At 68.8% G+C, this 21,836-nt stretch carries 25 protein-coding genes and 6 pseudogenes; 16 read left to right on the top strand and 15 right to left on the bottom strand.

Annotation, left to right across the window (positions count from 1 at the left end; all coding sequences use genetic code 11):
- Positions 1-76 precede the first annotated feature (76 nt).
- Together E2B92_RS00615 and E2B92_RS00610 are read right to left on the bottom strand one after the other, a co-directional pair.
- Positions 77-1,531: an MFS transporter gene (locus E2B92_RS00615; RefSeq protein WP_200836897.1), complete on the bottom strand. Its 1,455-nt coding sequence runs from the start codon at positions 1,529-1,531 to the stop codon at positions 77-79.
- 331 nt (positions 1,532-1,862) lie between these two features.
- Positions 1,863-3,308 (bottom strand): MFS transporter, encoded by a 1,446-nt coding sequence (locus E2B92_RS00610; RefSeq protein WP_200836896.1) that lies wholly within the window; start codon positions 3,306-3,308, stop codon positions 1,863-1,865.
- Between the two features lie 998 nt (positions 3,309-4,306).
- Here E2B92_RS00610 and E2B92_RS32570 point away from each other — a divergent pair.
- A complete protein-coding gene (locus E2B92_RS32570; protein WP_160159719.1) occupies positions 4,307-4,657 on the top strand; it encodes a hypothetical protein in 351 nt (116 codons plus the stop codon).
- Here the strand turns inward: E2B92_RS32570 and E2B92_RS33160 are convergent.
- The 6 genes and pseudogenes from E2B92_RS33160 to E2B92_RS00585 form a co-directional block, all read right to left on the bottom strand.
- Positions 4,549-4,944, bottom strand: a pseudogene (locus tag E2B92_RS33160) (site-specific integrase); the annotation flags it as partial. The gene E2B92_RS32570 and the pseudogene E2B92_RS33160 sit on opposite strands and share 109 nt — an antisense overlap.
- 114 nt (positions 4,945-5,058) lie before the next feature.
- Positions 5,059-5,352, bottom strand: coding sequence for a hypothetical protein (locus tag E2B92_RS00600; RefSeq protein WP_126882827.1), 294 nt, complete (start codon positions 5,350-5,352; stop codon positions 5,059-5,061).
- A gap of 559 nt (positions 5,353-5,911) precedes the next feature.
- Complete coding sequence (locus E2B92_RS00595; protein WP_126882828.1) at positions 5,912-6,814, bottom strand: hypothetical protein; 903 nt, start codon at positions 6,812-6,814, stop codon at positions 5,912-5,914.
- Between the two features lie 139 nt (positions 6,815-6,953).
- Complete coding sequence (locus E2B92_RS33730) at positions 6,954-7,076, bottom strand: hypothetical protein (RefSeq protein ID WP_260604287.1); 123 nt, start codon at positions 7,074-7,076, stop codon at positions 6,954-6,956.
- 2 nt (positions 7,077-7,078) lie between these two features.
- Complete coding sequence (locus E2B92_RS00590; protein WP_235023617.1) at positions 7,079-7,837, bottom strand: recombinase family protein; 759 nt, start codon at positions 7,835-7,837, stop codon at positions 7,079-7,081.
- Positions 7,741-8,388, bottom strand: coding sequence for a hypothetical protein (locus tag E2B92_RS00585; RefSeq protein ID WP_126882829.1), 648 nt, complete (start codon positions 8,386-8,388; stop codon positions 7,741-7,743). The genes E2B92_RS00590 and E2B92_RS00585 overlap by 97 nt, the downstream gene beginning before the upstream one ends.
- 345 nt (positions 8,389-8,733) lie before the next feature.
- Between E2B92_RS00585 and E2B92_RS00580 the strand changes: the two genes are divergently transcribed.
- From E2B92_RS00580 to E2B92_RS34035, 3 genes are all read left to right on the top strand, one after another.
- Entirely contained in the window at positions 8,734-9,036 is a 303-nt protein-coding gene (locus E2B92_RS00580) for a hypothetical protein (protein WP_126882830.1), read from the top strand.
- Positions 9,037-9,148: 112 nt separating this feature from the next.
- Positions 9,149-9,541, top strand: a complete 393-nt coding sequence (locus E2B92_RS00575) for a hypothetical protein (protein ID WP_126882831.1) — start codon at positions 9,149-9,151, stop codon at positions 9,539-9,541.
- Positions 9,542-10,056: 515 nt separating this feature from the next.
- Entirely contained in the window at positions 10,057-10,332 is a 276-nt protein-coding gene (locus tag E2B92_RS34035) for an AbfB domain-containing protein (protein ID WP_126882929.1), read from the top strand.
- Between the two features lie 112 nt (positions 10,333-10,444).
- Here E2B92_RS34035 and E2B92_RS34030 read toward each other — a convergent pair whose 3' ends face one another.
- Together E2B92_RS34030 and E2B92_RS00560 are read right to left on the bottom strand one after the other, a co-directional pair.
- Positions 10,445-10,708, bottom strand: a complete 264-nt coding sequence (locus E2B92_RS34030) for a hypothetical protein (protein ID WP_160159718.1) — start codon at positions 10,706-10,708, stop codon at positions 10,445-10,447.
- A gap of 51 nt (positions 10,709-10,759) precedes the next feature.
- Positions 10,760-11,710 carry a helix-turn-helix transcriptional regulator gene (locus tag E2B92_RS00560; protein WP_126882832.1) on the bottom strand — a complete coding sequence of 317 codons (951 nt, stop codon included), beginning with the start codon at positions 11,708-11,710 and terminating at the stop codon, positions 10,760-10,762.
- Between the two features lie 65 nt (positions 11,711-11,775).
- Between E2B92_RS00560 and E2B92_RS00555 the strand changes: the two genes are divergently transcribed.
- The 3 genes from E2B92_RS00555 (at position 11,776) to E2B92_RS00545 (ending at position 13,377) form a co-directional block, all read left to right on the top strand.
- The gene (locus E2B92_RS00555; RefSeq protein ID WP_126882833.1) at positions 11,776-12,150 is read left to right on the top strand and encodes a VOC family protein; all 375 of its coding nucleotides are present in this window, start codon (positions 11,776-11,778) and stop codon (positions 12,148-12,150) included.
- A 78-nt stretch (positions 12,151-12,228) separates the two neighbouring features.
- Positions 12,229-12,414, top strand: a complete 186-nt coding sequence (locus E2B92_RS00550; protein WP_126882834.1) for a hypothetical protein — start codon at positions 12,229-12,231, stop codon at positions 12,412-12,414.
- A gap of 537 nt (positions 12,415-12,951) precedes the next feature.
- A complete protein-coding gene (locus E2B92_RS00545; protein ID WP_126882835.1) occupies positions 12,952-13,377 on the top strand; it encodes a hypothetical protein in 426 nt (141 codons plus the stop codon).
- 101 nt (positions 13,378-13,478) lie between these two features.
- Here E2B92_RS00545 and E2B92_RS00540 read toward each other — a convergent pair.
- Positions 13,479-13,574, bottom strand: a pseudogene (locus E2B92_RS00540) (fic family toxin-antitoxin system, toxin component); the annotation flags it as partial.
- A 215-nt stretch (positions 13,575-13,789) separates the two neighbouring features.
- Between E2B92_RS00540 and E2B92_RS00530 the strand changes: the two are divergent.
- Positions 13,790-14,254, top strand: a complete 465-nt coding sequence (locus tag E2B92_RS00530) for a MarR family winged helix-turn-helix transcriptional regulator (protein ID WP_126882836.1) — start codon at positions 13,790-13,792, stop codon at positions 14,252-14,254.
- 302 nt (positions 14,255-14,556) lie between these two features.
- Here the strand turns inward: E2B92_RS00530 and E2B92_RS33725 are convergent, their stop codons facing one another.
- Positions 14,557-15,000 (bottom strand): methyltransferase, encoded by a 444-nt coding sequence (locus tag E2B92_RS33725; protein ID WP_260604288.1) that lies wholly within the window; start codon positions 14,998-15,000, stop codon positions 14,557-14,559.
- A gap of 40 nt (positions 15,001-15,040) precedes the next feature.
- Between E2B92_RS33725 and E2B92_RS00520 the strand changes: the two genes are divergently transcribed.
- The 3 genes and pseudogenes from E2B92_RS00520 to E2B92_RS33150 form a co-directional block, all read left to right on the top strand.
- Complete coding sequence (locus E2B92_RS00520) at positions 15,041-15,841, top strand: bestrophin-like domain (protein ID WP_126882838.1); 801 nt, start codon at positions 15,041-15,043, stop codon at positions 15,839-15,841.
- Positions 15,842-16,190: 349 nt separating this feature from the next.
- A complete protein-coding gene (locus E2B92_RS32825) occupies positions 16,191-16,655 on the top strand; it encodes a VOC family protein (RefSeq protein ID WP_185923452.1) in 465 nt (154 codons plus the stop codon).
- 14 nt (positions 16,656-16,669) lie between these two features.
- Positions 16,670-17,230, top strand: a pseudogene (locus E2B92_RS33150) (transposase); the annotation flags it as partial.
- 128 nt (positions 17,231-17,358) lie between these two features.
- On the opposite strand, the gene E2B92_RS00505 reads toward E2B92_RS33150, so the two are convergent.
- Together E2B92_RS00505 and E2B92_RS00500 are read right to left on the bottom strand one after the other, a co-directional pair.
- On the bottom strand, positions 17,359-17,907 hold the full coding sequence (locus E2B92_RS00505; protein WP_126882840.1) for an EF-hand domain-containing protein: 549 nt from the start codon (positions 17,905-17,907) through the stop codon (positions 17,359-17,361).
- A gap of 174 nt (positions 17,908-18,081) precedes the next feature.
- Positions 18,082-19,047, bottom strand: a complete 966-nt coding sequence (locus E2B92_RS00500) for an L-histidine N(alpha)-methyltransferase (RefSeq protein WP_126882841.1) — start codon at positions 19,045-19,047, stop codon at positions 18,082-18,084.
- A gap of 63 nt (positions 19,048-19,110) precedes the next feature.
- Here E2B92_RS00500 and E2B92_RS00495 point away from each other — a divergent pair, with 63 nt between their 5' ends.
- The 4 genes and pseudogenes from E2B92_RS00495 to E2B92_RS00480 form a co-directional block, all read left to right on the top strand.
- On the top strand, positions 19,111-19,908 hold the full coding sequence (locus E2B92_RS00495) for a class I SAM-dependent methyltransferase (RefSeq protein WP_160159717.1): 798 nt from the start codon (positions 19,111-19,113) through the stop codon (positions 19,906-19,908).
- Positions 19,909-20,202: 294 nt separating this feature from the next.
- Positions 20,203-20,489, top strand: a pseudogene (locus tag E2B92_RS33145) (GmrSD restriction endonuclease domain-containing protein); the annotation flags it as partial.
- A gap of 151 nt (positions 20,490-20,640) precedes the next feature.
- Positions 20,641-21,069 carry a hypothetical protein gene (locus E2B92_RS00485; RefSeq protein ID WP_126882843.1) on the top strand — a complete coding sequence of 143 codons (429 nt, stop codon included), beginning with the start codon at positions 20,641-20,643 and terminating at the stop codon, positions 21,067-21,069.
- Positions 21,039-21,140, top strand: a pseudogene (locus E2B92_RS00480) (IS21-like element helper ATPase IstB); the annotation flags it as partial. The gene E2B92_RS00485 and the pseudogene E2B92_RS00480, both read left to right, overlap by 31 nt.
- Before the next feature lie 11 nt (positions 21,141-21,151).
- On the opposite strand, the pseudogene E2B92_RS00475 reads toward E2B92_RS00480, so the two are convergent.
- A pseudogene (locus E2B92_RS00475) lies at positions 21,152-21,423 on the bottom strand (LysR family transcriptional regulator); the annotation flags it as partial.
- Between the two features lie 41 nt (positions 21,424-21,464).
- Between E2B92_RS00475 and E2B92_RS34025 the strand changes: the two are divergent.
- Positions 21,465-21,650 (top strand): maleylpyruvate isomerase N-terminal domain-containing protein, encoded by a 186-nt coding sequence (locus E2B92_RS34025; RefSeq protein WP_443070212.1) that lies wholly within the window; start codon positions 21,465-21,467, stop codon positions 21,648-21,650.
- The last annotated feature ends 186 nt before the right edge of the window (positions 21,651-21,836 follow it).

The following is a 21,836-nucleotide window of genomic DNA, read 5'->3' as shown; positions in this document are numbered from 1 at the left end:
GGCATTCGTCGGTCTTCTCGTCGGCCGCGGGCGGGGCGACGGTACGGATGCACCGTCGCCCGTCGCCCGTCGCCCGTCAGTTGGCGTGGGTCTGCTTGGGTAGCAGAAGCATCAGTGCCCACATCGTGAGAAGTGTGCCGATGACGTACCAGAGGCTGTCGGTGAACGCGGTGTTCACGGCGGGGCCGCGGGTATCGGCGCTGATGTAGGTGAAGAAGACGACGGTGGTCAGGGCCGTGCCCAGCGCGATGCCCAGTTGCGTGGCGGTGTTGAAGAGACCGGAGGCCGATCCCGCGTGATGGTGGGCGATCTTGCCCAGGGTGAGGTCGGCGAGAGGCGCACCGATCATGCCGAGGCCGAAGCCGACGGCGAGCATCGGTGTCGCGGCCGGCACAGTTCCCATGTCGGCGCCTTGGGTGGTGATGAGGTGGTGGTAGCCGGCCAGGGTGGCGGCGGCGAGCAGGGCGCCGGCCTGTGGCACGGCTCGTCCGTAGCGGGTGACGAGGCTCATGGCGAGCCAGGCGCCGCCCATCTCGCCGAGTGAGGCGGCAACGAAGCCGACGGCGGCCTGGCCCGGGGTGAGGCCGAGGCCGTTCTGCATGAAGAGGACCCAGGACAGGAAGAAGACGCCGGACAGAAGGCCGAAGGCCAGTTGTGCGGTGAGCCCGGCACTGAAGGTCCGGTCGGTGAAGAGGGAGAGAACGACCAGAGGGGAGCCGTCTTTGCGCATCTTGGCCTTTTGCTGGACCAGGAACACCGTCAGGACGAGCAGGCCGGCGACCATCATCGCGGACGTCCAGATGGTCCAGTCGTGTTCGCCGCCCATGGTGAGCGGGAGCGTGATCAGCAGCAGGCCCAGCGCGGAAAGCGACATGCCGAGCGGGTCCAGGCGCTGGGCGGTGCGGTCGTGGGATTCGGGAAGGCAGCGCAGGCCGAGGATGACGGCGGCGATGCCGATGGGCAGGTTGATCAGGAAGATGGGTCGCCAGCCCAGGCTGAACAGGTCGGCCTGGGTCAGGACGCCGCCCAGGACAGGGCCGATGACGCTGCCCAGCGACATGACCGTCCCGTACAGGCCGAACGCCTTCGCCCGGGAGCCCTCGTCGAAGGTGACGTGCAGGGTGGCCAGGACCTGCGGGACCATCGCCGCGGCCGCGGCGCCTTGCAGCACACGGGCGGCGATCAGGAGCTCCGGGCTGGCTGCGATCCCGCACAACAGGGAGGCGAGGGTGAACACGGTGGTCCCGGTCAGGAAGATCCGCCTGCGGCCGTAGAGGTCGCCGAGCCGGCCGCCGGTGATCAAACCGAGAGCGAAGGTCAGGACGTAGGCGGCGTCGATCCACTGGAGGGCGGCGGTGGTGGCACCGGTGTCGGCGGCGATGGCGGGCAAAGCGGTGTAGACGACGGACCCGTCGAGCGCGTTCATCAGCTCGGCGGTGAGGACGACGGCGAGGGTGACGGCACGGGCGCGGCCGGGGGCTTCGGCGTACGGCGGGCTGCTGGTGGGGGTCTGGTCGGTGTCGTGTGACACGGGAGGAGAGCTCCTGCTTCCGGTGAGGGTCGGGGATACGGGCAGGCCGGGGCCGCGTACGCCGACTGCGCACAGGGAGAGGGGGCGGGCCCAGGCCGGGAGCGTCGTCGGTTTCGGGCACGTGGGTATGGCACCGCGCGGGTGTTGTCCGTGCCGGAACGGGGACGGCTAGCGGGCCTGGGCGATACGTCATCACCTCACATCGAGGCTCGGGCGGAACACGTCCGCCCGAGGGAAAGAGGAACAGAGGAAGATCCGGGTCGCAGAACGCAATCGGGCCCTGCGGGGGTCGGCGGCCCCGCCCCCACGGGGTGGGGCCGCCGACGGTGGTTCAGTCGGCCTTGACCGGCTTGGGCAGCCGGAACATCAGCGCCCACATCACCGCGAGTGCGGCGACGACGTACCAGACGCTGTCCGCGAACGCCTCGGTCACGGCATGGCCGTGGCTGCCCGCGGGGGCGTGGCTGAAGAACACCACGGAGGCCATCGCGATACCGAGCGCGGTACCGAGCTGCATGGCGGTGTTGAACAGTCCCGCCGCGGAGCCCGCGTCCTCGTGGCCGACCTGGCTGAGGGTGAGACCGGCCAGACCCGCGCCGACCATGCCGAACCCGGCCCCGACCAGGATCATCGGCGCTACGGCGGCCACGAACTGCATCGAGGTCTGCTGGGCGGAGACCAGCAGTTGGTAGCCGACCAGGGTCACGGCGATCAGGACCGCACCGGCCTGCGGCACACGCCGCCTGTGGACGCCCGCCCATGTGGACGCGAGCATCGCGCCGGCCATCCCGCCGATGGAGATCGCGACCGAGGCCGGAGCGAACTGCCCGGGCGACAGCCCGAGACCGAACTGCATGAAGAGCACCCACGTCAGCAGGAACACCCCGGAGACGAGGCCGAAGACCATCTGGGCGGCGAGTCCGCCGGCGAACGCCTTGCTGCGAAACAGCGTAAGTGCCACCAGGGCGGAGCCGTCCTTGCGGCTCTTCGCCCGCTGCTGGGCCATGAACGCCGCCAGTACCAGGGCGCCCGCGACGAGCATGAAGAAGCTCCACATCGGCCAGTGCTTCTCGCCGCCCACGGTGAGCGGGTGGGCGATCAGCAGCAGGCCCCCGCTGGAGAGCAGCATTCCCAGCGGGTCCAGACGCCTGGCCTGCTGCTCGCGGGACTCCGGGAGGAACTTCAGGGCGAGGAGCACGGTGGCCAGGCCAATGGGCAGGTTGATCAGGAAGATCGCCCGCCAGCCGAGACCGGCGATGTCGGCGGAGGTCAGGACGGCGCCCAGGACGGGCCCGAGGACGCCACCGAGCGACATGATCATGCCGTACATGCCGAACGCCTTGGCTTGCGACTCGCCCTGGAAGGTGACCGCGATGACGGCCATGACCTGCGGCACCATCGCCGCCGCACCGGCCCCCTGCAGGGCCCGCGCGGCGACCAGGAAGCCCGGGCCGGTGGCGATCCCGCACAGCAGCGAAGCGAGTGTGAACAGGGCGGTGCCGGCGATGAAGACCCGCTTGCGCCCGAAGAGGTCACCCAGGCGCCCGCCCGTGATCAGGGCGAGGGCGAAGGTGAGGGTGTAGGCGGCGGGGATCCACTGCACCGCGGCGCTGGACGCGCCGGTGTCCGCCTGGATGGAGGGCAGCGCGGTGTGGACGATCGAACCGTCGAGCGCGTTCATCAACTCGGCGATCAGCACCACGACCAGGATGATCGTGGCGGCACGGCCGGCCCCGGTGGGGCGTTGAGTGCCGTGGGTATGGGTGTCGGTTGACACGAGGAAGATTCCTGTTCGCGTACATAAGGAATAGGGGCAGGGGCAGGCCTGGGCATGCCCCTCACGCCTACCGCGAGACAGGGGAAAGCAGGGTGCAACGAGCCCAGGCCATAAGGGAGCACCGCCGTCGAGGCATGCGTCGGAAGCCCGCCATCGCGGACGACCGGAAAAGAGCCTCGGAACGAGCGGCTACTTACTTGGCCTGGGAGATACGTCATCACCTCGAAACACAGCGTCGGACCCTGGAACGGGCACCGACGGAACCACACGAGGCTAAGACGTCCCGGGACATCCCCGCAACGCAATAAGTCACACGCTGCCGACGGGCTGGGCGGCAGCGGCGTCGATGTACTTCGCCGTCCAGAGCACCATGGCCTTCAGGACCAGGCAGAGCGCCCCGAGCTGGTCTGGTCCTCCTTCCCGTCGCGGTACACCTCGTGGGTGGTGCCGCGACCGTGACACGCGCAGTCGGCAGGGCTGCTTCGCGGATGCAGGGCGGTGCACCCACCTGGGGAGTCGGCTGGTGCGTTCGGGGTGGGCGGCGGGCGGTATCCCAGCGGGTTTCGTCGTCCATCGCCTGGGAGGGGCCGTTCCATCGCTCGGCAGGAAAGCTGAGATCGCGGGCGATCCTCCGGGAAAGGGCCCAGCGCAGAGTGCCTCCCGGCGATGGCGGACATCGTCACTGGTCATCCAGCGTTCAAGGTCGGTCTGACGACAGGTGGAAAGGGTCAGATTCGGTTCCTCGAACCAGTCCAGGAGGTGGACAGCCGCTCGGAGATGTGGCCGTGCGCCCGCGAGCTGGTAGTGAGTGATCTCCTTGCCGCGGCTGCGTCGGCGAAGCCGACGCGGGAGGTGCCATGTGGCGTACCAGTGCAGGATATTCCGTCCCTCGGTCGTCGCGGGGGAGGTGACGAGGTCCTTCACGTGCCGTTCGAGACGGACCATCTGCTCGTGCCGTCGGGGGGCAGGACTCCGGTGGCGACGAGAGCGCTGCGGATGTGCTCGACGACCTTGCCTTCAGGAAGCTCGTCCAGGGCCTCGTGAGTGAGAGCCCGGCGGCCGAAACCAAGATCGGACAGGACGGTGGAGACGATGCCCTGGGAGAGCCGGCGCATCGCGGTGCCAGCCCGTTCGTTACCGGCCAGGGCGTCGTGAAGGGGCTGGAGCTTCGGGTTGCTGGAGCCTGTGTCATCGGGGAGGAGTTTGTGGAGCCGCTGCTCGAGGGTGCAGCGGGGACACGGTCCCGGCGGGCGATCAGCCGGTCGATCGCCGTCTTCGAGCGCACCGGGGTGCCGGAGTCCGGCGGAGACAGCCGCTTCGCCCATGCCGGGACCGCCGGCCCGTCGTAGCTGCGCTCCGCACACCAGCTCGTCCAGGAGAGCACCGCGCCGCGGCGGGCGTTCCAGGTCAGGTCGTCACCGCCGAGCTGCCCCACAGCCAGCTCCAGCGCCTCGCCGATCTCGTCTTCCGCAACAGCGGTCAGCGGCCGGCCCTCGCCGATCCGCTCGGCGGTCTTAGCGACCGCGATGCAATAGTCCCGGACGGCGTTCGGGTTGATGAGGGAGCCGAGGAAGGCGTCGGCCACCGTCCGGACCGTCAGCGCCTTCCCGGTCGGCAGCAGCAGGACCGCGGGCACCGTCTCTCCCTTGCCGCAGATGCCAGGGTCGCTTCACGCAGGCTACGGAAGACGTCCCTGCAGGTCGCGCTCAGTGATACAGCGGTGCCCCTGACGCCCTCGCCATCGGCGGCCTTACCCTGTCACCTGAATCAACGGGGCGTAGCCGGTGAAGTCTGCTCCTCCGCAGTGGTTGGAGGCGAGGCCTGCGGGCGCCGCCAGGGCGTTTCCTCCGATGAGGCCGGTGCCGGCCACGGTATTGCCAACGGCCTGTGCGGTGTTGTTGAGGTTGCCGCAGGTATTGCCGAACGCTGGGCTGCCGACGGGGATGAGTCCGCCCGCAGCGGCCGGTGCAGCCGTCGCCAGACCAATTCCGAAGGTCACCGCTGCGAGCCCGCATGCTGTACCTGCATTACTGATGAGCTTCATGTTCCGGCAACGACGTCTCCCTGTATGAGTAACGCCGCCCTGGTACCCGGCTGACGCGACGACGCCCGGGCAGCGGCCACAGCGCGGCCAGGGCAATGACGTCCATGACCGGCATTCAGCCCGTTCCGACGTCACCGTCGAGCTGGTCAAGCACAGCGCCGCTGACTCCGGCGTCCTGATGATCTTGCCCCGCACCTTAAGTGCGCCCACGACAAGGCGACCCGGCGCTTGCTCTGGTGCCGCGGAATCACCGACCACAGATGGCACGGCGTGCTGCGCGGCGAGGCCGGTCTGCTTAAGAGGGGCCTTGATGTATGGCACGCCAGTTCTTCACGCTGCTGTCCGCGGCTCCCTCGAACCTCACCTCTGCAGATCGCCGTCACGATTCGAACAGCTTCCGCGCGTGCGCCGACCACTCGGACCGTACGCCGCTGGTGACGCGGTCCAGGGAGGTGCGGGCCGAGCGTGCGTCGGCAGCCGGGACTGTCGGCACGGCGGCCGTCGCCGGGAGGTACGAGCGTCATGGAATCTTCGTGGCCCTTCCGTTGGTTGCGTCGCTTCAGTCGCTCGTGGCCGTGCAGAGGAAGCAGAAGGACACGAGGCGCCCGTCGGCGAGGATGACCCCGTCTGTGAACGTCGGGCTCTGACACCGGGGGCAGTTGTGGACCATCTGCGCAGCGTCGGGGTGCCCGTAGACATAGGCATTGGCGAGGAAGCGGGGACCAAGTTCGGACAGTCCACAGAAGTGGCATTGCGCGATCCATGCCGCGTCGTCTTCCTCGGGCGAGACGACCATGGCCATCTGCCGGCAGTCCACGCAGTTCACGGTCCGGCTCTCGTGCCCCCGTAGCGTCCCGCGAAGCCGCTTCATGCGCTGGGTGACATAGGCCTGGATGGAGTCCAGCCCGTCGAGCACCTGTTCCATGTCGGGCGCGATCCGGGTGCTCTCCTCCGGGCTCAGCTCCGGAAGGAGCGTTTCGTCGAGGAAGCGAACGAGGAAGTCGAGCACCTGGCCGGCGCGGGCCTCGATGGCGTAGGCGTTGTGGGTCAGGCCGTAGTGCTGGAGGGCGTTGCGGTCCTTGGCGAGAGAGCGCAGAGTGTGATGGTCGTTGTCGCTGATGGAGACGCTGGCGAGGTTGGCGAGCCGTTCGATGGTCTCGTCGATGCCGCAGCTCTCGAAGTCACCGGCGTGGTACCGGTCTGCCGTGGCCTGAAGGGGGTCCTTGAAGACCAGGCTCCAGTGTTCGCTAAGAAGCCGGGCCTTCAGCAGTACCTCCGTCGCGGCGTGGAGGTGGATGACGGCGAACTTGAGGTTTCGCGGCACGACCGGCGGGGCGTCCGCCGCCAGGTGGTCGACCACGCTGACGAGGTAGTCGACGCCGTTGGCGACCGGCGGGAAGTCGAGCTCGCGCGTTTCTGGCGCCGGGGGCGCTGCCGGATCCGGCGTAACGGGCTGTTCCACGTGCAATCTCCCTTTTAGTGCATTTGAGGTGTCCGCGCTATGGCGAGGACGTTCCTTCCCCGGGAGCGGCCACATACGACGTCTTTGGGCCGGCGCGAAGAAGCCGACGCCGTAGCCGGAGCAGCGAAAGTGAGACCTGTCATCCGAAGAACGCGGCGAGTGCTGAGATCGCCCGGTCCATCACATCGCAGCAGGCGAGGAGCTGGTGGTGGACGGCGGGGGCGGCGGTGACGCGCAGGGTGTAGACCTGCCCGCGCCGCACGGTCACCCCTTGGTCGAGCGCGGCCTGCTCGGGGAGCTCCAGCTCGGTGGCGCGCAGGAAGCCGGTGACTTTGGTCGGATGTTGAGGGTGGCCGGCAGCTTGGGCGCCGGAGCGTCCTCCTCGGCGGTGGTGTGGTCGGGTAGGAGGTCGGCGACGGCCGTGCGGATCGCGCCGCGGCTGACGCCCTGGTCCCGGGCGAGGGCGGCGATGGAGCGACCTTCCAGGTCCGCGATGCGCACCTCTGCGGTCTTCGTGGCCGTCACCGTGGGGCGGCGCCCGCCCTTGCTTCCCTTGGCCTCGGCGGCGCGCAGCCCGTCGTAGGTCAGCGCGCGCTGAAGTTCGCCGGCAGCGGCGAGGGTCTGCACCGTGAACTTCACGGTGGACAGCAGCTCACCGGTGCGCGGGGTGGCGGGCGGTGAGTCCATGGCGGAGAACGCGCCGTCGTGGATGCGCAGCGCGAGGCGGTCACGGTGGAGGACGTCGAACACGTCGAGGCTGTGCTGGTTGACGCGCACGAGGCGGAACATCTCGGAGACGTGCACGGTGTCGCCCGGCCGCGCGTAGTCGAGGAGCGCGCGGAACTTGGGGCGCTGGAGGGGGTGAACGCGGCTGGAGGTGCCCGGGCTCTCTTCGAAGACGACTGGGTCCTCGATCCCGGCACTTCTCAGCAGAAGGCGATGGCTGCGCCGGTCGAGATCGAGTGTTTCGCAGCGTGGAGGAGTTGAAGGCACATGTAGGACTCGACGCGGTAGCGCTGCCATCCCTCGGCCGCCGGATTCTCGGTATCGGCGGCGTCGAAGACCTCTTCCGAGTCCGGGTCGAGGTCTTCTGGAAGACCGAGGGCCTCAGCGAGTCGCCGGGTTTCCTCCAGCAGACGCACCGAAGACCCCAGGTAGCCGCCCGGTGCCTTCTTGTCGACGATGACGTGGGCGAAGTCGACGGGGACGTAGTAGCCCTCGCAGTCCGAATGATGGACCAGATGGTCGAACGGTCCAGGAGGATCACTCGGGAGAGCCTCGTACACCTTGCCCAGGAGCGGGTCGTCGGTCGCCCACTGGCTGCCGTCCAACGGCTCGGGCAGGTGCCCGTCCGCCGCGAGGTGGACAGCGAGACGGCGAAGGGTGTGCAGGCCCGTGTAGCCCCACGCCTCGAACTCCGCGCCGTCCTCCTCGTCGAGGATGGGCTCAGTCCACTGTCGCGCTCCCGCACGCTCCAGTAGCTCGCCGATTGCGACGAAGTCAGCGCGGACCATCTCGGTGTAGTCGTCGTCCTCGGCATCGACGAGGGCACCAACAACTATGTTCAATCCCATGACCCGATCCTGCCATCGGTGATCGGATGACTAAACCGCGCCCTGCCCCGTTGCCCGCGGCGCCTCGGTGACGAGCCTCACCGACCAGTAGAGGTACCGGCCGGCCGGCTTCGTGCGCATCAGACCTCCGTAAAGGGCGGGCTCGCTACGGTAGCGACAGCCCCTTCACCGTGATCGTGCCCTGAGCTCCGTCGGCCGGCCCCTCACCGACACGGTCGTGCCGCCTCACCAGGACCGCGACCCCCGGCCGGCGGGCCCGTCAACCTGCCCGTGCTCCGCCCTCACCCGGCGATCACCGTACGTGGAAAACGGCCCCCGCCAGGACAACAGCCCAGAGGACATGTCATGGCCGATCCCGTCCCGCTGAACGCCCCCTACGCCCGCGCCGCCGCCATGGTGACCCGCGACGGGATCGTGGAGAAGACGAAGAACATCCTCCGGGTGGAGAATTCCGGCACCGGCACCTACAAGGTGATCATCGCCGAGACCGTCGACGTAACCCACGCCGCACTGCGGGTCACCACCGACAGCGGGGCCAACTGGGGGACCGAGGTCTACGCCCACAGCCTGGGACCGCACGTCGTGCAGGTCTTGACCGGCAAGAACGGTACGGAGGCGGCGCAGCCGTTCCACATCGCCGTCCTGTAACACCACACAGGAGTCATGCCCCTCGCATGCCGATGGCGGAGAACTCCTCCATCCGCTCCGGGTCCAGCGTCGCGGCCCCGCTGCGCCGGCTGCTGACCCGTGCCCCCAGCTTGTGCTCCCGCTGCACCTGGTTCCCGCCCACCACGACGAGAGCCAGCAGCCCGGCGAGTTCGTGGCAGAAGCCCTCTACCCGGTCGAGCAGGCCAGGGAGGTCCTACAGCGCGCGGTGATCTACGAACGCCAGCGCCACAGATGGGAGACCATCGGCGAGTCCCTCGGGGTCACCCGGCAGACCGCCCACGAGCGCTTCAAGGACGCCGAGACCGGCCGGCAGCGCGACCTGATCCAGCCCCACGAGCAGGTACGCGGCCGCGCCTGCCCCGTCCTGCACGAAGCGGCCCTCCACCCCACCGCCACCGGCCGACGGCTCGACGCATGGGCCACCGCCCACAGCCGCAACCACGCCGGCGACGAACACCCCGTCACGGCCACCGGCCACCCCTGACCGCCATCGAGGAGACGAACCAGGTCCTCGCCGCCATCCAGCACCTGACGGACACCATCGTTATCGACGCCGAACGAGCCGCAGTCATCGAACGCAAGGCCAACCTCCTGGAACGGATCACCCTTGAGGACGGCACCCCCGGGGCAGCCGAGCAAGCGGCGGAAGCCCGCGTACACGCCGCGCGACTGCGAGGCGAGCAGTAGGCGGCACCAGATGTAGAGGACGAGAGCACGGCGTACGCAGTCCCCGACCGGCCTGATGCGGTCGCCCGCTGGCCGCAGGCCCACCGCACCCTGGCCCGCACCCGAAGTCCGGACCCCGCCACCGATCCGCCCCATCGAGCGGATGGCCGCCCTGCAAGGGCAGCACCCGCACACCGATTCGCAGACCACGCAGGCGGCGGACCCGGGGCGACCCCGGGTGGCCGGAGCTCTCACCGGGACCGCGCTCGCGGCCGCCGACGCCGAACATCCCGCACCCCCTTCGGGCGGGTGCTCGAGGAAAACTCCGGGTGAATCCTGCGTTCGCTTGCGGTCTTCAATGCGCTCAACCTTGGGGTAGCTAGAGGGATTCCCGTCATTCAATTTTGGTCGGTCAACTTCCCGGACCTGTTCATCCGGCATCGCAACTTCCAGGGCGTGACCGCGCAGGGAGATGGTCCCGCCACTGACTTCGCGTTCCATCTGGTGCCGGGGCTTTCGGGGCCCAATGGGGTTTTCTTCCGCTCGGTCAACTTTCCCGATCACTTCCTACGGCATCGAGACGCCGCTCGAGGTAGGGCCGGGGCCTGACGTCCCCCAGCTCCGGATCGAGGTGCCCAAGACGTCGGAGGCGGCGCGGGACTGCGCGGCGGCGAACCGAGTTCGCCGACCGGGGCGTCGAGCCCCTGTGGGGCGGACCGCTTCAGCGGGGTGTGGCTCGATGGCCGTCTCGTTCGGGAGACCGGCGTGGCGGACGGGCCGACGGCCTATCTCGACGTAGCGCCACCAGGTTGAACTCCTCGACCTCATGGGCGACCTGGCGGGCGAGCGCGGCATCGCCGTCGGTGCCGTCCTCCACGATCTCGACCAGGTGGCCGCCGTGGGCGACCGGATTGTGCTGCTCCGGCAGGGTCGCGAAGGCCTTCCCGAGGCACCGCCTGCCGCCCCGCGTCGAGCACGGGATCACGTCTCCTGCCCGGTGGAGTGGGGTGCTGCTGCCTCCTGAAGCTCGTCGTTGTCAGCGGTTGGCTGTCAGGAGGGCTTGAGCGTGGCGGAGGATTGCCTGGCGTACCTCGTCGGGTGACAGCACGGTGAGGGGTGTCGCCAGGCTGAGGAGGTAGGCAGCGAGGCAGTCGGTGCTGTTGCCTCCGATCCGGACCACGGTGGCTTCTGGTCCGTCGGGGCTGTGTGCGCCGATGGTGGGCGGGATTGTTTCCAGGGCGCGGTCCAAGGGCAGGGGGAGGCGGATTTTCGTGTAGACCGGATAAACGACGTTGGCGATCCCGTGGGAGACCAGTGCCGCGGCATCGGGAGGATCGGTCAAGTCGGCCGGTTCGGTGGTGGAGCGCACGCTCACCACCCGGTCGGCGCGGAATGTGCGCCATTGCTGTTTGGCGACGTCCCGGGCGACCAGGTACCAGCGCGTGCCGGTGTGGACCAGGCGGTACGGATCGATGGCACGCACAGAGGCCCGGCCCGCGTGGTCGCGGTAGGAGAGGGTGGTGCGCAGCTCGCCGTGGCACGCCTGCGCGAGTTCCAGCAGCAGAAGTGTGTTGATCTGCGGTTCGCCGGGGCGGCGGGTGTGTTCGAGGGCCCCGTCCAGTGCGCTCAGATGGCTCGAGATGTGCGGGGGCAGGCTCTGACGGAGTTTGAGCAGAGCGGCGAGGGCGGCTTCCCCGGTGCCGAGGACTCCGCTGAGCGCGGCTTCGCGCAGGGCGACGGCGACAGCGAGAGCCTCTTCGTCGTCCAGGACCAGTGGTGGCATCCGGGTGCTGTGACTGAGCCGATAGCCGCCCCAGGGACCGGGCGCGGACTCGACTCCGTAGCCGAGATCCCGCAGTCGGGTGATGTCCCGGCGGACTGTGCGGTCGGTGACCGCCATTCGTTCGGCCAGTTCACGGCAGGTCCATTCGGGGCGCGCGGACAACAGCGACACCAGGCGCAGCAGGCGGGAGGAGGTCCTGATCACAATTGATCAGTCTTGCGTACGACTAGGACAAGGGCTGTCCGGGTCATGCCCTACGGTCCCGTCCCATGAACACCCCGCAGATCCGTATGCTTTCGGTCGACTTCGACTGCGCCGACCCGGCTGAACTGGCCCGCTTTTACGGCGAAGCCCTGGGACTGCCTGTGCTGTACCGCAGCGACGACTATGTCCTGCTGGGACGGGCAGGTGCCCCCGGGCTCGGCTTCATCCGCCAGGAGGGCTTCCAGCCCCCAGCCTGGCCCGACCCCACCCACAGCAAGCAGGCCCACCTCGAACTGGGCGTCGACGACCTGGACGCCGCCCAGGAGAGGATGCTTGCCCTGGGCGCCGCCCTGCCCTCCTTCCAACCACAGCCCGACGTGTGGCGAGTGCTCCTTGATCCGGCGGGTCATCCTTTCTGCCTCGCGACACACGGAATGTGAACCGATTCCGTCGGGGCCTGCCCTTGAGCTCACCCCTCGGACGTCGGTGCCGAGCTGGACGGGAAGGGGCCGGGCAGGGTGGTGGGGGCGCACGCCGACCTGCGGAGCGACCCCAGCACGACTCCGGTCGTCCGCGTGATGAGCGGGCGCGCCGCGGAGACGGGTAAGAGCCTGGACGCCCTCGACGCGGCGACCTGCGAGGACTCGCTGCCCCGTCTGCCCGGCGCCCCGCCCGCCATCAGCGCCTACCGGGAGGGCACGTGATGCGTCGCCACGTCGGGCGGGGCTGGAGCCTTCTCGATCACCTCACGTCCCGCCCGCTCCGACGTCCCCGATGCGCTGACCGTCGTGCTGTGCGCCCGCATCCCGGGGGCGGGCACCGAGCCGTTGTTCCGGCTCATCAACAAGGGTGCCGCCGCGGACATCCTGACGCACGGCGGGCGGAGTACCTCGACTACGGCGGACAGGTCCGTAACCGTATGGAACCGTATGGCGCGCGGTCAGACGACGCACGCGGCAATGCCGCCGGCCATGGCGGTGCCGATGGTTGCCCCCTCGTTCGCGATCGTTTTCGAGCTCTGCGCTCCGTTGCCCGGTGTCAGCGGACCTGGACCATCTGCCACCGAGGTTGGACCAGCGTTGGGTCCGTGATGACGCAGTTGAACCGGGAGCTGAGGCAGCGCAGCCGTGCGGCGTCACTGTCGGCATCTTGCCTGAGCGGTGCGTCGCCGAAGGTTGAAGAGCGCGCCGGGATTCTCCACGCTTGACCTCAACCATGGTTGAGGAGCGATGGTGGAGTGCATGACCACTCACGACTCGACGGTTCTCCTCTTTCGGAACACCATGCGCATCACTGACGGTCACCTGGAGGGGTTCCGTGACGCGATTGCCAGGGCCGTGGCGTTCGCAGAGCAGCACGGGCCGCAGATGATGGTGGAGACCTTCCTGGACGAGGAGCGGATGCTCGCTCACAGCTTCCAGCTCTATCAGGATTCCGACGCGGTCCGCCTCCACTGGAGGCTGGCGGACCCATACATCCAAGAGGTGATGAAGCACTGCCAGGTGGAGCGCTTCGAGGTCTTCGGCGAACCGGACGCCGATGTGGCAGCGGGCGTGCGGTCGGCGCTCAGCGAGCAGTGTGCGCTGACGTTCAGCCCGCGCATCGCCGGATTCGTGCGTTTCGCTTCTGTGTCAGGTGTCGGGTGTTCCCCGCCGACGCGGGGGTGATGCGACCGGGACCTGGGGGTGGGAGGAGGACCAGCCGTGTACCCCTCCTGAATGCCTGCTCTCCGTGCCGGCCGGCTTTTCGGGCGTGGTTCAGATGCTGGTCAGTCACGCAGTTGGCGGGCGATGCGGGGCACCCGGAGCGTTCCGTCGGCGGCCTCGCGTACGAGGGCGACGGCGGCCTTGGGCGGGTGGTCGAGCCGGTGACGGCGTTCGCCCCCCGGGCGGTTCACGCGTTTTCTCTCGCTTCCGCCCTGTCGCTGGGGCTTAAGGCGCTGCCGGTTGTTCACCGGCCCGCCACAGCGGCGGCGCTGGAATGCGGGACTTCCGGACGGGGTGGCACCGGCCCCGCGGACCGGGTCCCGCCCGTCAGGCGAACTGGGCGACCTGGGAGTCGCCGGCGGGAAACTGGATCATGACGAACGCTGGCGAACTTGTGACGGTCCGGGATGACTGGTTCGGCGGGCAGACCGAGTGGCTCGGCGGGGGCGCCGACCTGGGGCTGCTGGCAGCCCTGGAAGCAGGCGGAGCCACCCCCGTGTCCCCGACACAGGCACAGCTCTTCGCCATGCTGGACGACCAGGGCACCACAATCTCGGAGCTGGCCCGACGCATGGGCGTCGCCCGGCAGAACGCGCACCAGGCCGTGCACGGCCTGGTCGCCGCCGGACTGCTCGCACAAACCCCCAACCCCACCTCCGCCCGGCAGCGCCTGATCCGGCGCACCGCGGAAGGGGAACGTGCACACCGCCAGGCCGGCCTCATCCTCGAACGGCTGGAAGAGCAGCTCGGCGAGCGGATCGGCAGCGAGAGCGCCGATGCCCTGCGCACGGCGCTGGAGGCACCCTGGGGCGAGCCACCCGCCCCGCGCCGAGCGTGAGGCGACGTACCGCCCGTCATCAGACCCAGGGGACAGAAGGGCTTCCAGATCCTGCCCAAGAGGTGAGCGCGCCATCAACTGGATCAGGCGGCCGCCGGATCGTCCGCGACTCCCCAGCACAGCGAAGCGCACCTGGCCTGGAGCTCGATCACGCCGATGCCCCACCGTCTCACCCGGCCGCTGAAGAAAACGGTCCGCACCGGCGCCTTCTCTGCATGCCCCGCCCGCGCCGATGCGGATCCGGGCATTCTCCCGCGGCATTCGCCTCGCTTCAGTCGCGCTGTAGAGGGCCGCTGCTGGGGTCAGACGGCTTCGGCTTCAAGGATCGAGGTCAGGGCCGGTGTCGGCACGAGGCGGGGGAGGCGGAACCCGGAGCGGCCAAGCAGGTCTTCGAATGCGGCGGCGGTGCGCTCGCATTCCTGGAGGGTTATCAGCATGACGATGTCCAGGGCGATGGCCGGGTGCGGGGTACCGTCGTCGGGCAGTACCGAGTCGATCACCAGCAAGCGCGTGCCCTGAACCATGGCGGTGCGGAGGGCGATGAGAATGCGCAGGCAGTCCTCGCCTCCATCCGCCGTGGCCTTCCGGACCCGAGTCGCTGGGAGGCGGACGGCGTGGTGTCGGCACAGACCAGCGGCCGCAGGCGGCTCTCCGCAGTGACGTGGTCGCTCGTTCGGGGGTGAGGAGACGTTTCCGCTGTTCCGGGCGGTACGGGGCGCGGGACATGATCGCGGCGCCCCTGGCACCGGGGCTCACACCCGATTTCGCCTCCGGAGGTAGCCGCCCGTGGTCCTCGTCATCGTCGTCGTTGCCGCAGCCCTGCTCGCCGGCCTCGCCGCCAACCGCTTTCTGCGCCCCCGGCTCCTCAGCGAGGACGACGACACCGGAATGGCCGTGAAGGACCTCGTCGGCCCGCTGCTGACGCTGACCGTACTGCTGCTCGCCTTCGTCATGGTCACCGCCACCGGCTCCTACGGCAAGGCGGAGGTCGCCGCCCGCGGCGAAGCCCGCGCCGTCGACCAGATCACCGAGGCCGCCGAGTATGCGCCCGCTGCCCAGAAGACCAGGATCCAAGCGGACACCGTCTGCTACGCCCGCGCCGTACGCACGCAGGAATGGCCCGCCATGGCCGACGGCGACGGCTCTCCCGCCCCCAGCGTCTGGTCCACCGACCTCCGCAACTCCTTCCGCCCCCTGCAAGGAGAGCCGGCCTTCGGCATGCTGGTCGCCGCCGACAACAAGCGCTCCGAGGAACGACAGGAACGCCTCACCCAGGCCACCCCGAGCGTGCCCAGCGCCATCTTCTACTTCCTGCTCGCCACGCTGACCATCACCGTCGTGGCGCTGGGAACGTGCATCCCCCGCCGCAACAACAGGGGCCAGGTCATTACCCTCGTCGTGATCACCGCCCTGCTCGCCACCACGCTGTGCATCATCCGGGACGTCGACCGCCCCTTCGGCGGTATCGTCGATGTCCAGCCCACTGCCATCGCCGAAGCCGAACGCCAGGCCACCCGCGACTTTCTGGCCCACCACAGTGCTGCCGATCTTCCCTGCAACGACCAGGGCATTCGTCGAAACACCTGACCACTAACCGCCTGCCGCGACCACTGTCGCGGTGGCGCCTGTCAGGCCCGTGCCCGCATCCGTGCTCTGGAGCGGGGGGGCACGGGCCTTCGCATGCGATTCAGGACGGTGCCTGCCTGGAGCAGCAGTACGTCGGCGCATACACCCCCGTGGCCATCCCGATGGCTCCAGCCAGCGTGCGCTCTCGAGGTCAGCGTGACACAACGGGGTTAAGTCCCCCACTCAGGAGTTTTCGTGCCCTTCGTCCCTTGTATCAGCGTGTCCGACACGGCTACCAGCCTCACCTTCTACAAGAAGCTGGGCTTCGACGCCGACTCCAGCACCTCACGCCCCCGGTGACGACATCCACATGCTCCTCTACAGGGGTGAGTTCTGCGCGATGATCTACCGCAACGCCGACCTCAAGAACTGGCTCCCTGTCCTCAGGGAGCAGCCTCTCGGATTCGCCGGCATGTTCTACTTCTCCATCGACGACCTGGATGCCTTCTACGGGCATGCCTCCCAGCACGCCGAAGTGGTCAAGGAGATGACCACCGACGAGAGCGGTCAGCGCATGTTCTACATCCGTGACCTCGACGGCTACGTCATCGGCTTCAATGACAAGGCCGCACTGCAGGCCAGCGACCTTGGCAAGTACGCGAGTAGGCCAGCCGGTACTGCTCCGGGACTTTCCCGGGACAATCCATGGCGCACCCAGGGCCGGGCGACCAACCCACTGCCCCGATCCGAAAGACGCCCCAGGCAGGGGATGCGCAAGGTCCCAAACATCCCTCCCCCTGGCTACACCGCTACAAGGCCGCTTCTCATGGTGTGATCGCCCGTTGAGCCGTGGATGACGGATCTGGTCGAGCGTTGGCACAGGACGCGTTGTGGACGCTGCCGGCGGATGGTCCGCCCGCAAAGGTCATACGCCGGCAGGACGGCGGCTGCCGACGGGCAGGGGACCGTCAATGCCCAGCGGCGATCATTTTCGTGGCCACCTCAGGCTGCATCTGGCGGCAGTTGCCGCCGGTGCTCCGGCCGGCCTCCCCCCCCCACGCTCTGCCGGCGCTTCGCCCAGGGGAGCCGGGACCAGGTGTGGCTGCACCGGGCACTCGATCAACTCGGTGCCCGGGTGAGCTGGACCGGTCGTGGCGCGCGATCGACTCCGTCGGTCTTCGGACGGCGAAAGGGGCCGGTGACCGGACCGAATCCGACCGACCGCGACAAGTCGGGGTCCGGACATTCACCTCACCATCGACCGGAACGGACTGCCGCTGCCACTGAGCATCTCCGGCGCCAACACGCACATGGCCTCGGCCTGGAACCGCTCGTACGCGGGATGCCGCCCATCCGCTCCCGTCGCGGACCCGCCGCCGGCGTCCGGCCAAGCTCCACGCTGATAAGGGATCGACTGCGAACAACTGCGCCGATAGCTCCGCAAGTCCCGCATCCGCCACCTGATCACCCGGCAAGTTTGCGGCTGGTGTCTGAGCCAGGCCCCGGGCCTCACCGGGGTGCCTGGTGGCTGTCGTTGGCTAGGGATGTCCGAGGAGCAAGCTGCCGGGGGCGTCGGGGTCTTCGCTGGCAAGGTACTCGCGCCAGGTGGCGTAGTACTCGTCGCGGTTGATGCGGCCGTCTCCGTCGCGGTCCATCTGCTCCATCGCGGTCTTCGCGTCCTCGGACATGCCCCACGCTTTCCAGATGCGGTCGATCTCCTCGCCGTGAAGGACGCCGTCGCCGTTGATGTCGGCGGTGTCGAATTCGGCGTCGAGCGCGGGGCGGAACGTCTTGTCGAGGAGGCTGAGGTCGGCGACGTGGCGGTGGAGCCCGTCGTGGAACTCCTGCCGGCTGACCCGCCCGTCGCCATCGTTGTCCATGTCCGCGACGATGTTGCGGTGGACCCGCTGGTAGGCCTCGTGGAGTGCCGTGGCCTGGGCGGAGTCCTCGGCGTGGCCGAAGGCCGAGGCGAACTTCTGGGCGGTCCTGGCCCAGTCTGCGGGCTCGATGTAGCCGTTGCGGTCGGTGTCCAGGAGGTCGAAAAAGCGGTTGAACTTACGGGTCCGCAGATCGGTCGTTGTCGTCATCACTACCTCAGGCAGGTGTGGGGGGACGGGTCATAGTGGATCTTTCCGTGTCTCTGCGGACAGAGCCAGCCGATCCGGCTCCGATCACGCGATCAGCCGATTCATCTCATGAAAACGTGCTCGGCCGTGCCTTCACCACCACGACCGTGACCGTGGCCCCCTTCCGTGTGGGTGTCATCCCCGGAGGCGGGCGAGCAACAGCATGTATCGGCTGGTGGGATCCGGCAGGTGGCGAAGGGGCTCAAAGCCGCGTGCCGCCAGCTCATCGTCGAGCTGGCCGGCGGTGAAACGCACCGCGATGGTGGCACGCAGCACCTCGCCGCGCGGGAAGACCACCCGGCGCCCGGCAGGGGGACCGGGGACCAGGACGGTCTGGTCGGCGAGCGAACACAGGCCGATCTCCACGCGCTGCGAGGGCGCGGCCCAGACGACGTGGTGGGCATACGCGTCCAGGTCGAAGTCCGTGCCCAGGTCACGGTTGAGGATGCGAAGGCAGTGAAGGTAGAACGCCTCCATGAGCCCGGCGGCGTCGCGGTAGGCGGAGACCATCACCTCTACGTCGTGCAGCAGCGGCACGCCCAGGAGCAGGCCGTCTCCTGGCCGCAGGCTGCCCGCCAGTAGCTCCAGCAGGCCGTGGCGCTCAGCGGGCAGCAGGTTGCCCAGGGTGCTGCCAAGAAAGGTCACCAGCACGGGGCGCCGGCCCGGCTCGCGCAGCACGGGCGGCCACGGACGGGTGAAGTCGGCGGCCACGGCGCGCACCGTGGTGCTGGGGGAGGCGTGCCGGAGCCGCTCGGTCAGATGGTTCAGCGCGCTGGTGCTGACGTCGACCGGCAGGTAGGCGACCGGGGCGGTCATGTGCTGCAGCAGCGGCAGCGCCTTCTCCCCGGTGCCGGAGCCGAGCTCGATCAGGGTCCGGGCCCCGCTGGCGGCCATCACCTCGGATGCGTGCGCTTGGAGCAGATGCATCTCCAGCCGGTTGAGGTAGTACTCGGGCTGCTCGCGGATCCGGTCGTAGAGCGCGGTGTTGTGCTCGTCCCACAGCAGTCGATAAGGCAGGTGCGGCGGGCTCTGACCCAGGCACTCCGCCACCTCGACGCGGGCATGCAGCAAGGCGTCCTGCTGGACTGGGGAAGTGGACACCGACACCGTCAACCTCACGGATGGTAGTTTTCCGAACTCGCAGGGTCACTATAGGGTTTGGCTGTGCAGACAGAGGAATACGGAAGCCGCCTGTACGGCTTCGACCAGCCACTCGAACGCGAACGCATCGGCCTGATCGGCGAGGTCTTCGACCCCTATCCCCGCCGGCGGATCACCGACCTCGGCGCCCTGACCGGCCGCCGCTGTCTGGACGTCGGCGCAGGCCCGGGCACCGTCGCCGCCTGGCTCGCCGACCAGTCCGGCCCCGACGGAGAAGTCATCGCCCTCGACCGCGACACCAGCCTGCTGCACGAAGCCGGCCACCCCGGGGTGCACATCTGGCGGGCCGACATCCACACGGCCAGCGACGACGAACTGCCCAAGCCCGGCTTCGATCTCATCCACGCCCGCCTGACGCTCTGCCACCTGCCACGGCGCGAGGAGGTCCTGCCCCGCCTGGTGTCCTGGCTCGCCCCCGGCGGCCACCTCATCGTCAGCGACGTCATCAACACCATGGCCGCCACCTCCCCCCACCCCGCCGTACGCGCCCTCACCCAGGCTTACGACCGTGCGCTGGCCACCACCCTGGACAGCGACCTGAACTACGCCCGTGCATACCCCACCCCCCTCATCAACGCGGGCCTGACCGGCGTCGACATGGCAGCCGACGTCCCCCTCGTACGCGCCGACAGCCACACCGCCCGCTTCTGGGAACTGACCTTCACCGCCATGCGCACCGAGATCCTCGCCACAGGCCTCATCGACGCCGCCGACTTCGACAAAGCCATCGACCACCTCACTGCCCGCGGGACCCACGAACTCGGCTACACCCTCGTCTCCGCCTGGGGCCGCTCCGCCTGAGACGCCGTGTGCCGATGACGCGGGTCATCCTCGCAGTCCCGGGCTGGGTGCAGATGAGCTCGTCGGGGATCAGCCGTCCATGGCCCCGGCGAGGGCGTCGGCGAGCTCCTCATGGGTCGCTGGCACCCGCCCGCGAAGGGGCATCGCAGAGCGGGCACCAGGCGACGAGACGGCCACCGATGATCCCGTCCCGACATCCCGCACCACCAGGGCCGCACCGCCTGCCACGCCCCAGGCTGCCTCTGGGGCAGCGGGGCGGTACGCCCGGGGCCCGGCCTTAGGCCGTGGACAGCGGACTACGTGGTGCCGCTCGCGGAGGCCTGGGATTCCGGGGCAAGCGGCTGGACGGCGGCGCGGCGCCAGGCCTACGCCAAAGACCTGGACGCCGAGCGGTCCCTGAACGCCGGGTCACCGCGAAGACGAACCGCTCGAAGACGGACAAGGACCCGGCCGAGTGGATGCCGCCGGCCGGCGGCCAGCACGGCGCCTACGTCGCAGACTGGACCGCTGCCAAGAAGCGATGGCAGCTCACGGTGGACGACGCCGAGCGCCAGGCCCTGGCCGCCGCGGCCGCGCTTTGTCCGGGGGTGGCTATGACGACTTCTTGGGGGGAGTCATTTGTCGAGGAGTTCGGGAGGCGTGTGGCCCAGTGTGCAGTGATCAACGTCGATGAGTTTTTATGTCGACAGCGTGTGCGATCGCGGGTTGCGGGGTCTGCGTCATAATCCATCTGTGGATATGTCCGATGAGGGACAGCCGCTCGATCCCGTCTGGCTTGAGATCAACAACAATGTGTGTGGTGGCCTGGCAGGAGCCCCGAGTGCATCGTTGGTGGCCGAGCGGTTCATCGGGGCTGGCTGGAGTTCCAGATCAGGTTCGTCGTGGGAGTCGTATGAGGTCGAGACCAGATGGTGCTGCATCGAGGTCGACCCGACCGACGGGGACACGCTCCTGAACGGAGTTGTCGATCCTCAACGGTTCGAGGAGCTGGCAGCCTTGCTGACCCGGTTCGGCCTGCGGTTCACGCTTGAGCTCTATGACGATGACGGAGAAGTGCTGCGGGAGATCGAAGCTGGAACGCCGTCAACGCTTCATGGCCGCAGCTCCTCAGCCTTTCAGCCGGCTGCTCGCTCCGCGCGCTGGGCACCGAGGCCGCCGTGAAGGGCTACCACGTCCGCTACACCCTCGCGACGAAGCTGGTGAACGAGCTGGTGGAGGCCGCGGACGAGAAGCATCACCCAGCCCGCAGGGCTGCGGCCAGGCCGGCGACGGTCTGTCGCGCCGCGTCAGCGGCGGCGAGTGCAGCGCGCGCGTACGGCAGGACGGACCGACCCACTTCGGTCGGTGTCACCGACCGGTTGGACCGGTCGAGCAGAGGCTGCCCGAGCTCCTTCTCCATCTGGCGGATCTGGGTGCTGAGGCCAGGCTGGGCCAGATGAGCCGGGCGGCGGCGCGAGTGAAACCGCCTTCCCCGACGACGGTGACGAATAAGCGCGGCTGGCAATAATCACTGATTCTAGATCGCAGCACATCAATCTATTGGACGTACGTTTGGGTTGGCCGCAGGCTTGATCACATGGAGAAAGCGGCACCTCGCAAGGACAGGAACGCGAAGGCCAGGGCGTGGATCGCGGCCGGAACGCCACGAGCTGGCCGACCTGCTCGACGGCCTGGGGGACGATCAGTGGGACAGGCGGAGCCTCTGCGCGGGATGGCGGGTCCGTGAGTTGCGGCCCACATAACGATGGGCCTCCGGCTCTCCCTGCCAGCGACGCTCGGCGAACTGGCCAGGGCGCGGGGGAACCTGCACCGGATGACCGACCAAGTCGCCCGCAGGGACGCGGCCGTCCATTCCACCGCGGAGCTCGCCGCGTTCTTGCGGGAGGGCGCCCACCACCCCTGGACGCCACCGGTTGGTGGGTACACGG

This window comes from Streptomyces sp. WAC05374 (assembly GCF_004353505.1).
Lineage (GTDB): Bacteria > Actinomycetota > Actinomycetes > Streptomycetales > Streptomycetaceae > Streptomyces.
This window is presented reverse-complemented; position numbering and strand designations above follow the sequence as displayed.

Bases quoted from the DNA above. Each gene is read 5' to 3' on its own strand.
- E2B92_RS00600 (WP_126882827.1), bottom strand. From the start codon at position 5,352: ATGAAGCTCATCAGTAATGCAGGTACAGCATGCGGGCTCGCAGCGGTG.
- E2B92_RS00590 (WP_235023617.1), bottom strand. From the start codon at position 7,837: ATGGCAGCGCTACCGCGTCGAGTCCTACATGTGCCTTCAACTCCTCCA.
- E2B92_RS00585 (WP_126882829.1), bottom strand. From the start codon at position 8,388: ATGGGATTGAACATAGTTGTTGGTGCCCTCGTCGATGCCGAGGACGAC.
- E2B92_RS00580 (WP_126882830.1), top strand. From the start codon at position 8,734: ATGGCCGATCCCGTCCCGCTGAACGCCCCCTACGCCCGCGCCGCCGCC.
- E2B92_RS00555 (WP_126882833.1), top strand. From the start codon at position 11,776: ATGAACACCCCGCAGATCCGTATGCTTTCGGTCGACTTCGACTGCGCC.
- E2B92_RS00545 (WP_126882835.1), top strand. From the start codon at position 12,952: ATGACCACTCACGACTCGACGGTTCTCCTCTTTCGGAACACCATGCGC.
- E2B92_RS00530 (WP_126882836.1), top strand. From the start codon at position 13,790: ATGACGAACGCTGGCGAACTTGTGACGGTCCGGGATGACTGGTTCGGC.
- E2B92_RS32825 (WP_185923452.1), top strand. From the start codon at position 16,191: ATGCTCCTCTACAGGGGTGAGTTCTGCGCGATGATCTACCGCAACGCC.
- E2B92_RS00505 (WP_126882840.1), bottom strand. From the start codon at position 17,907: ATGACGACAACGACCGATCTGCGGACCCGTAAGTTCAACCGCTTTTTC.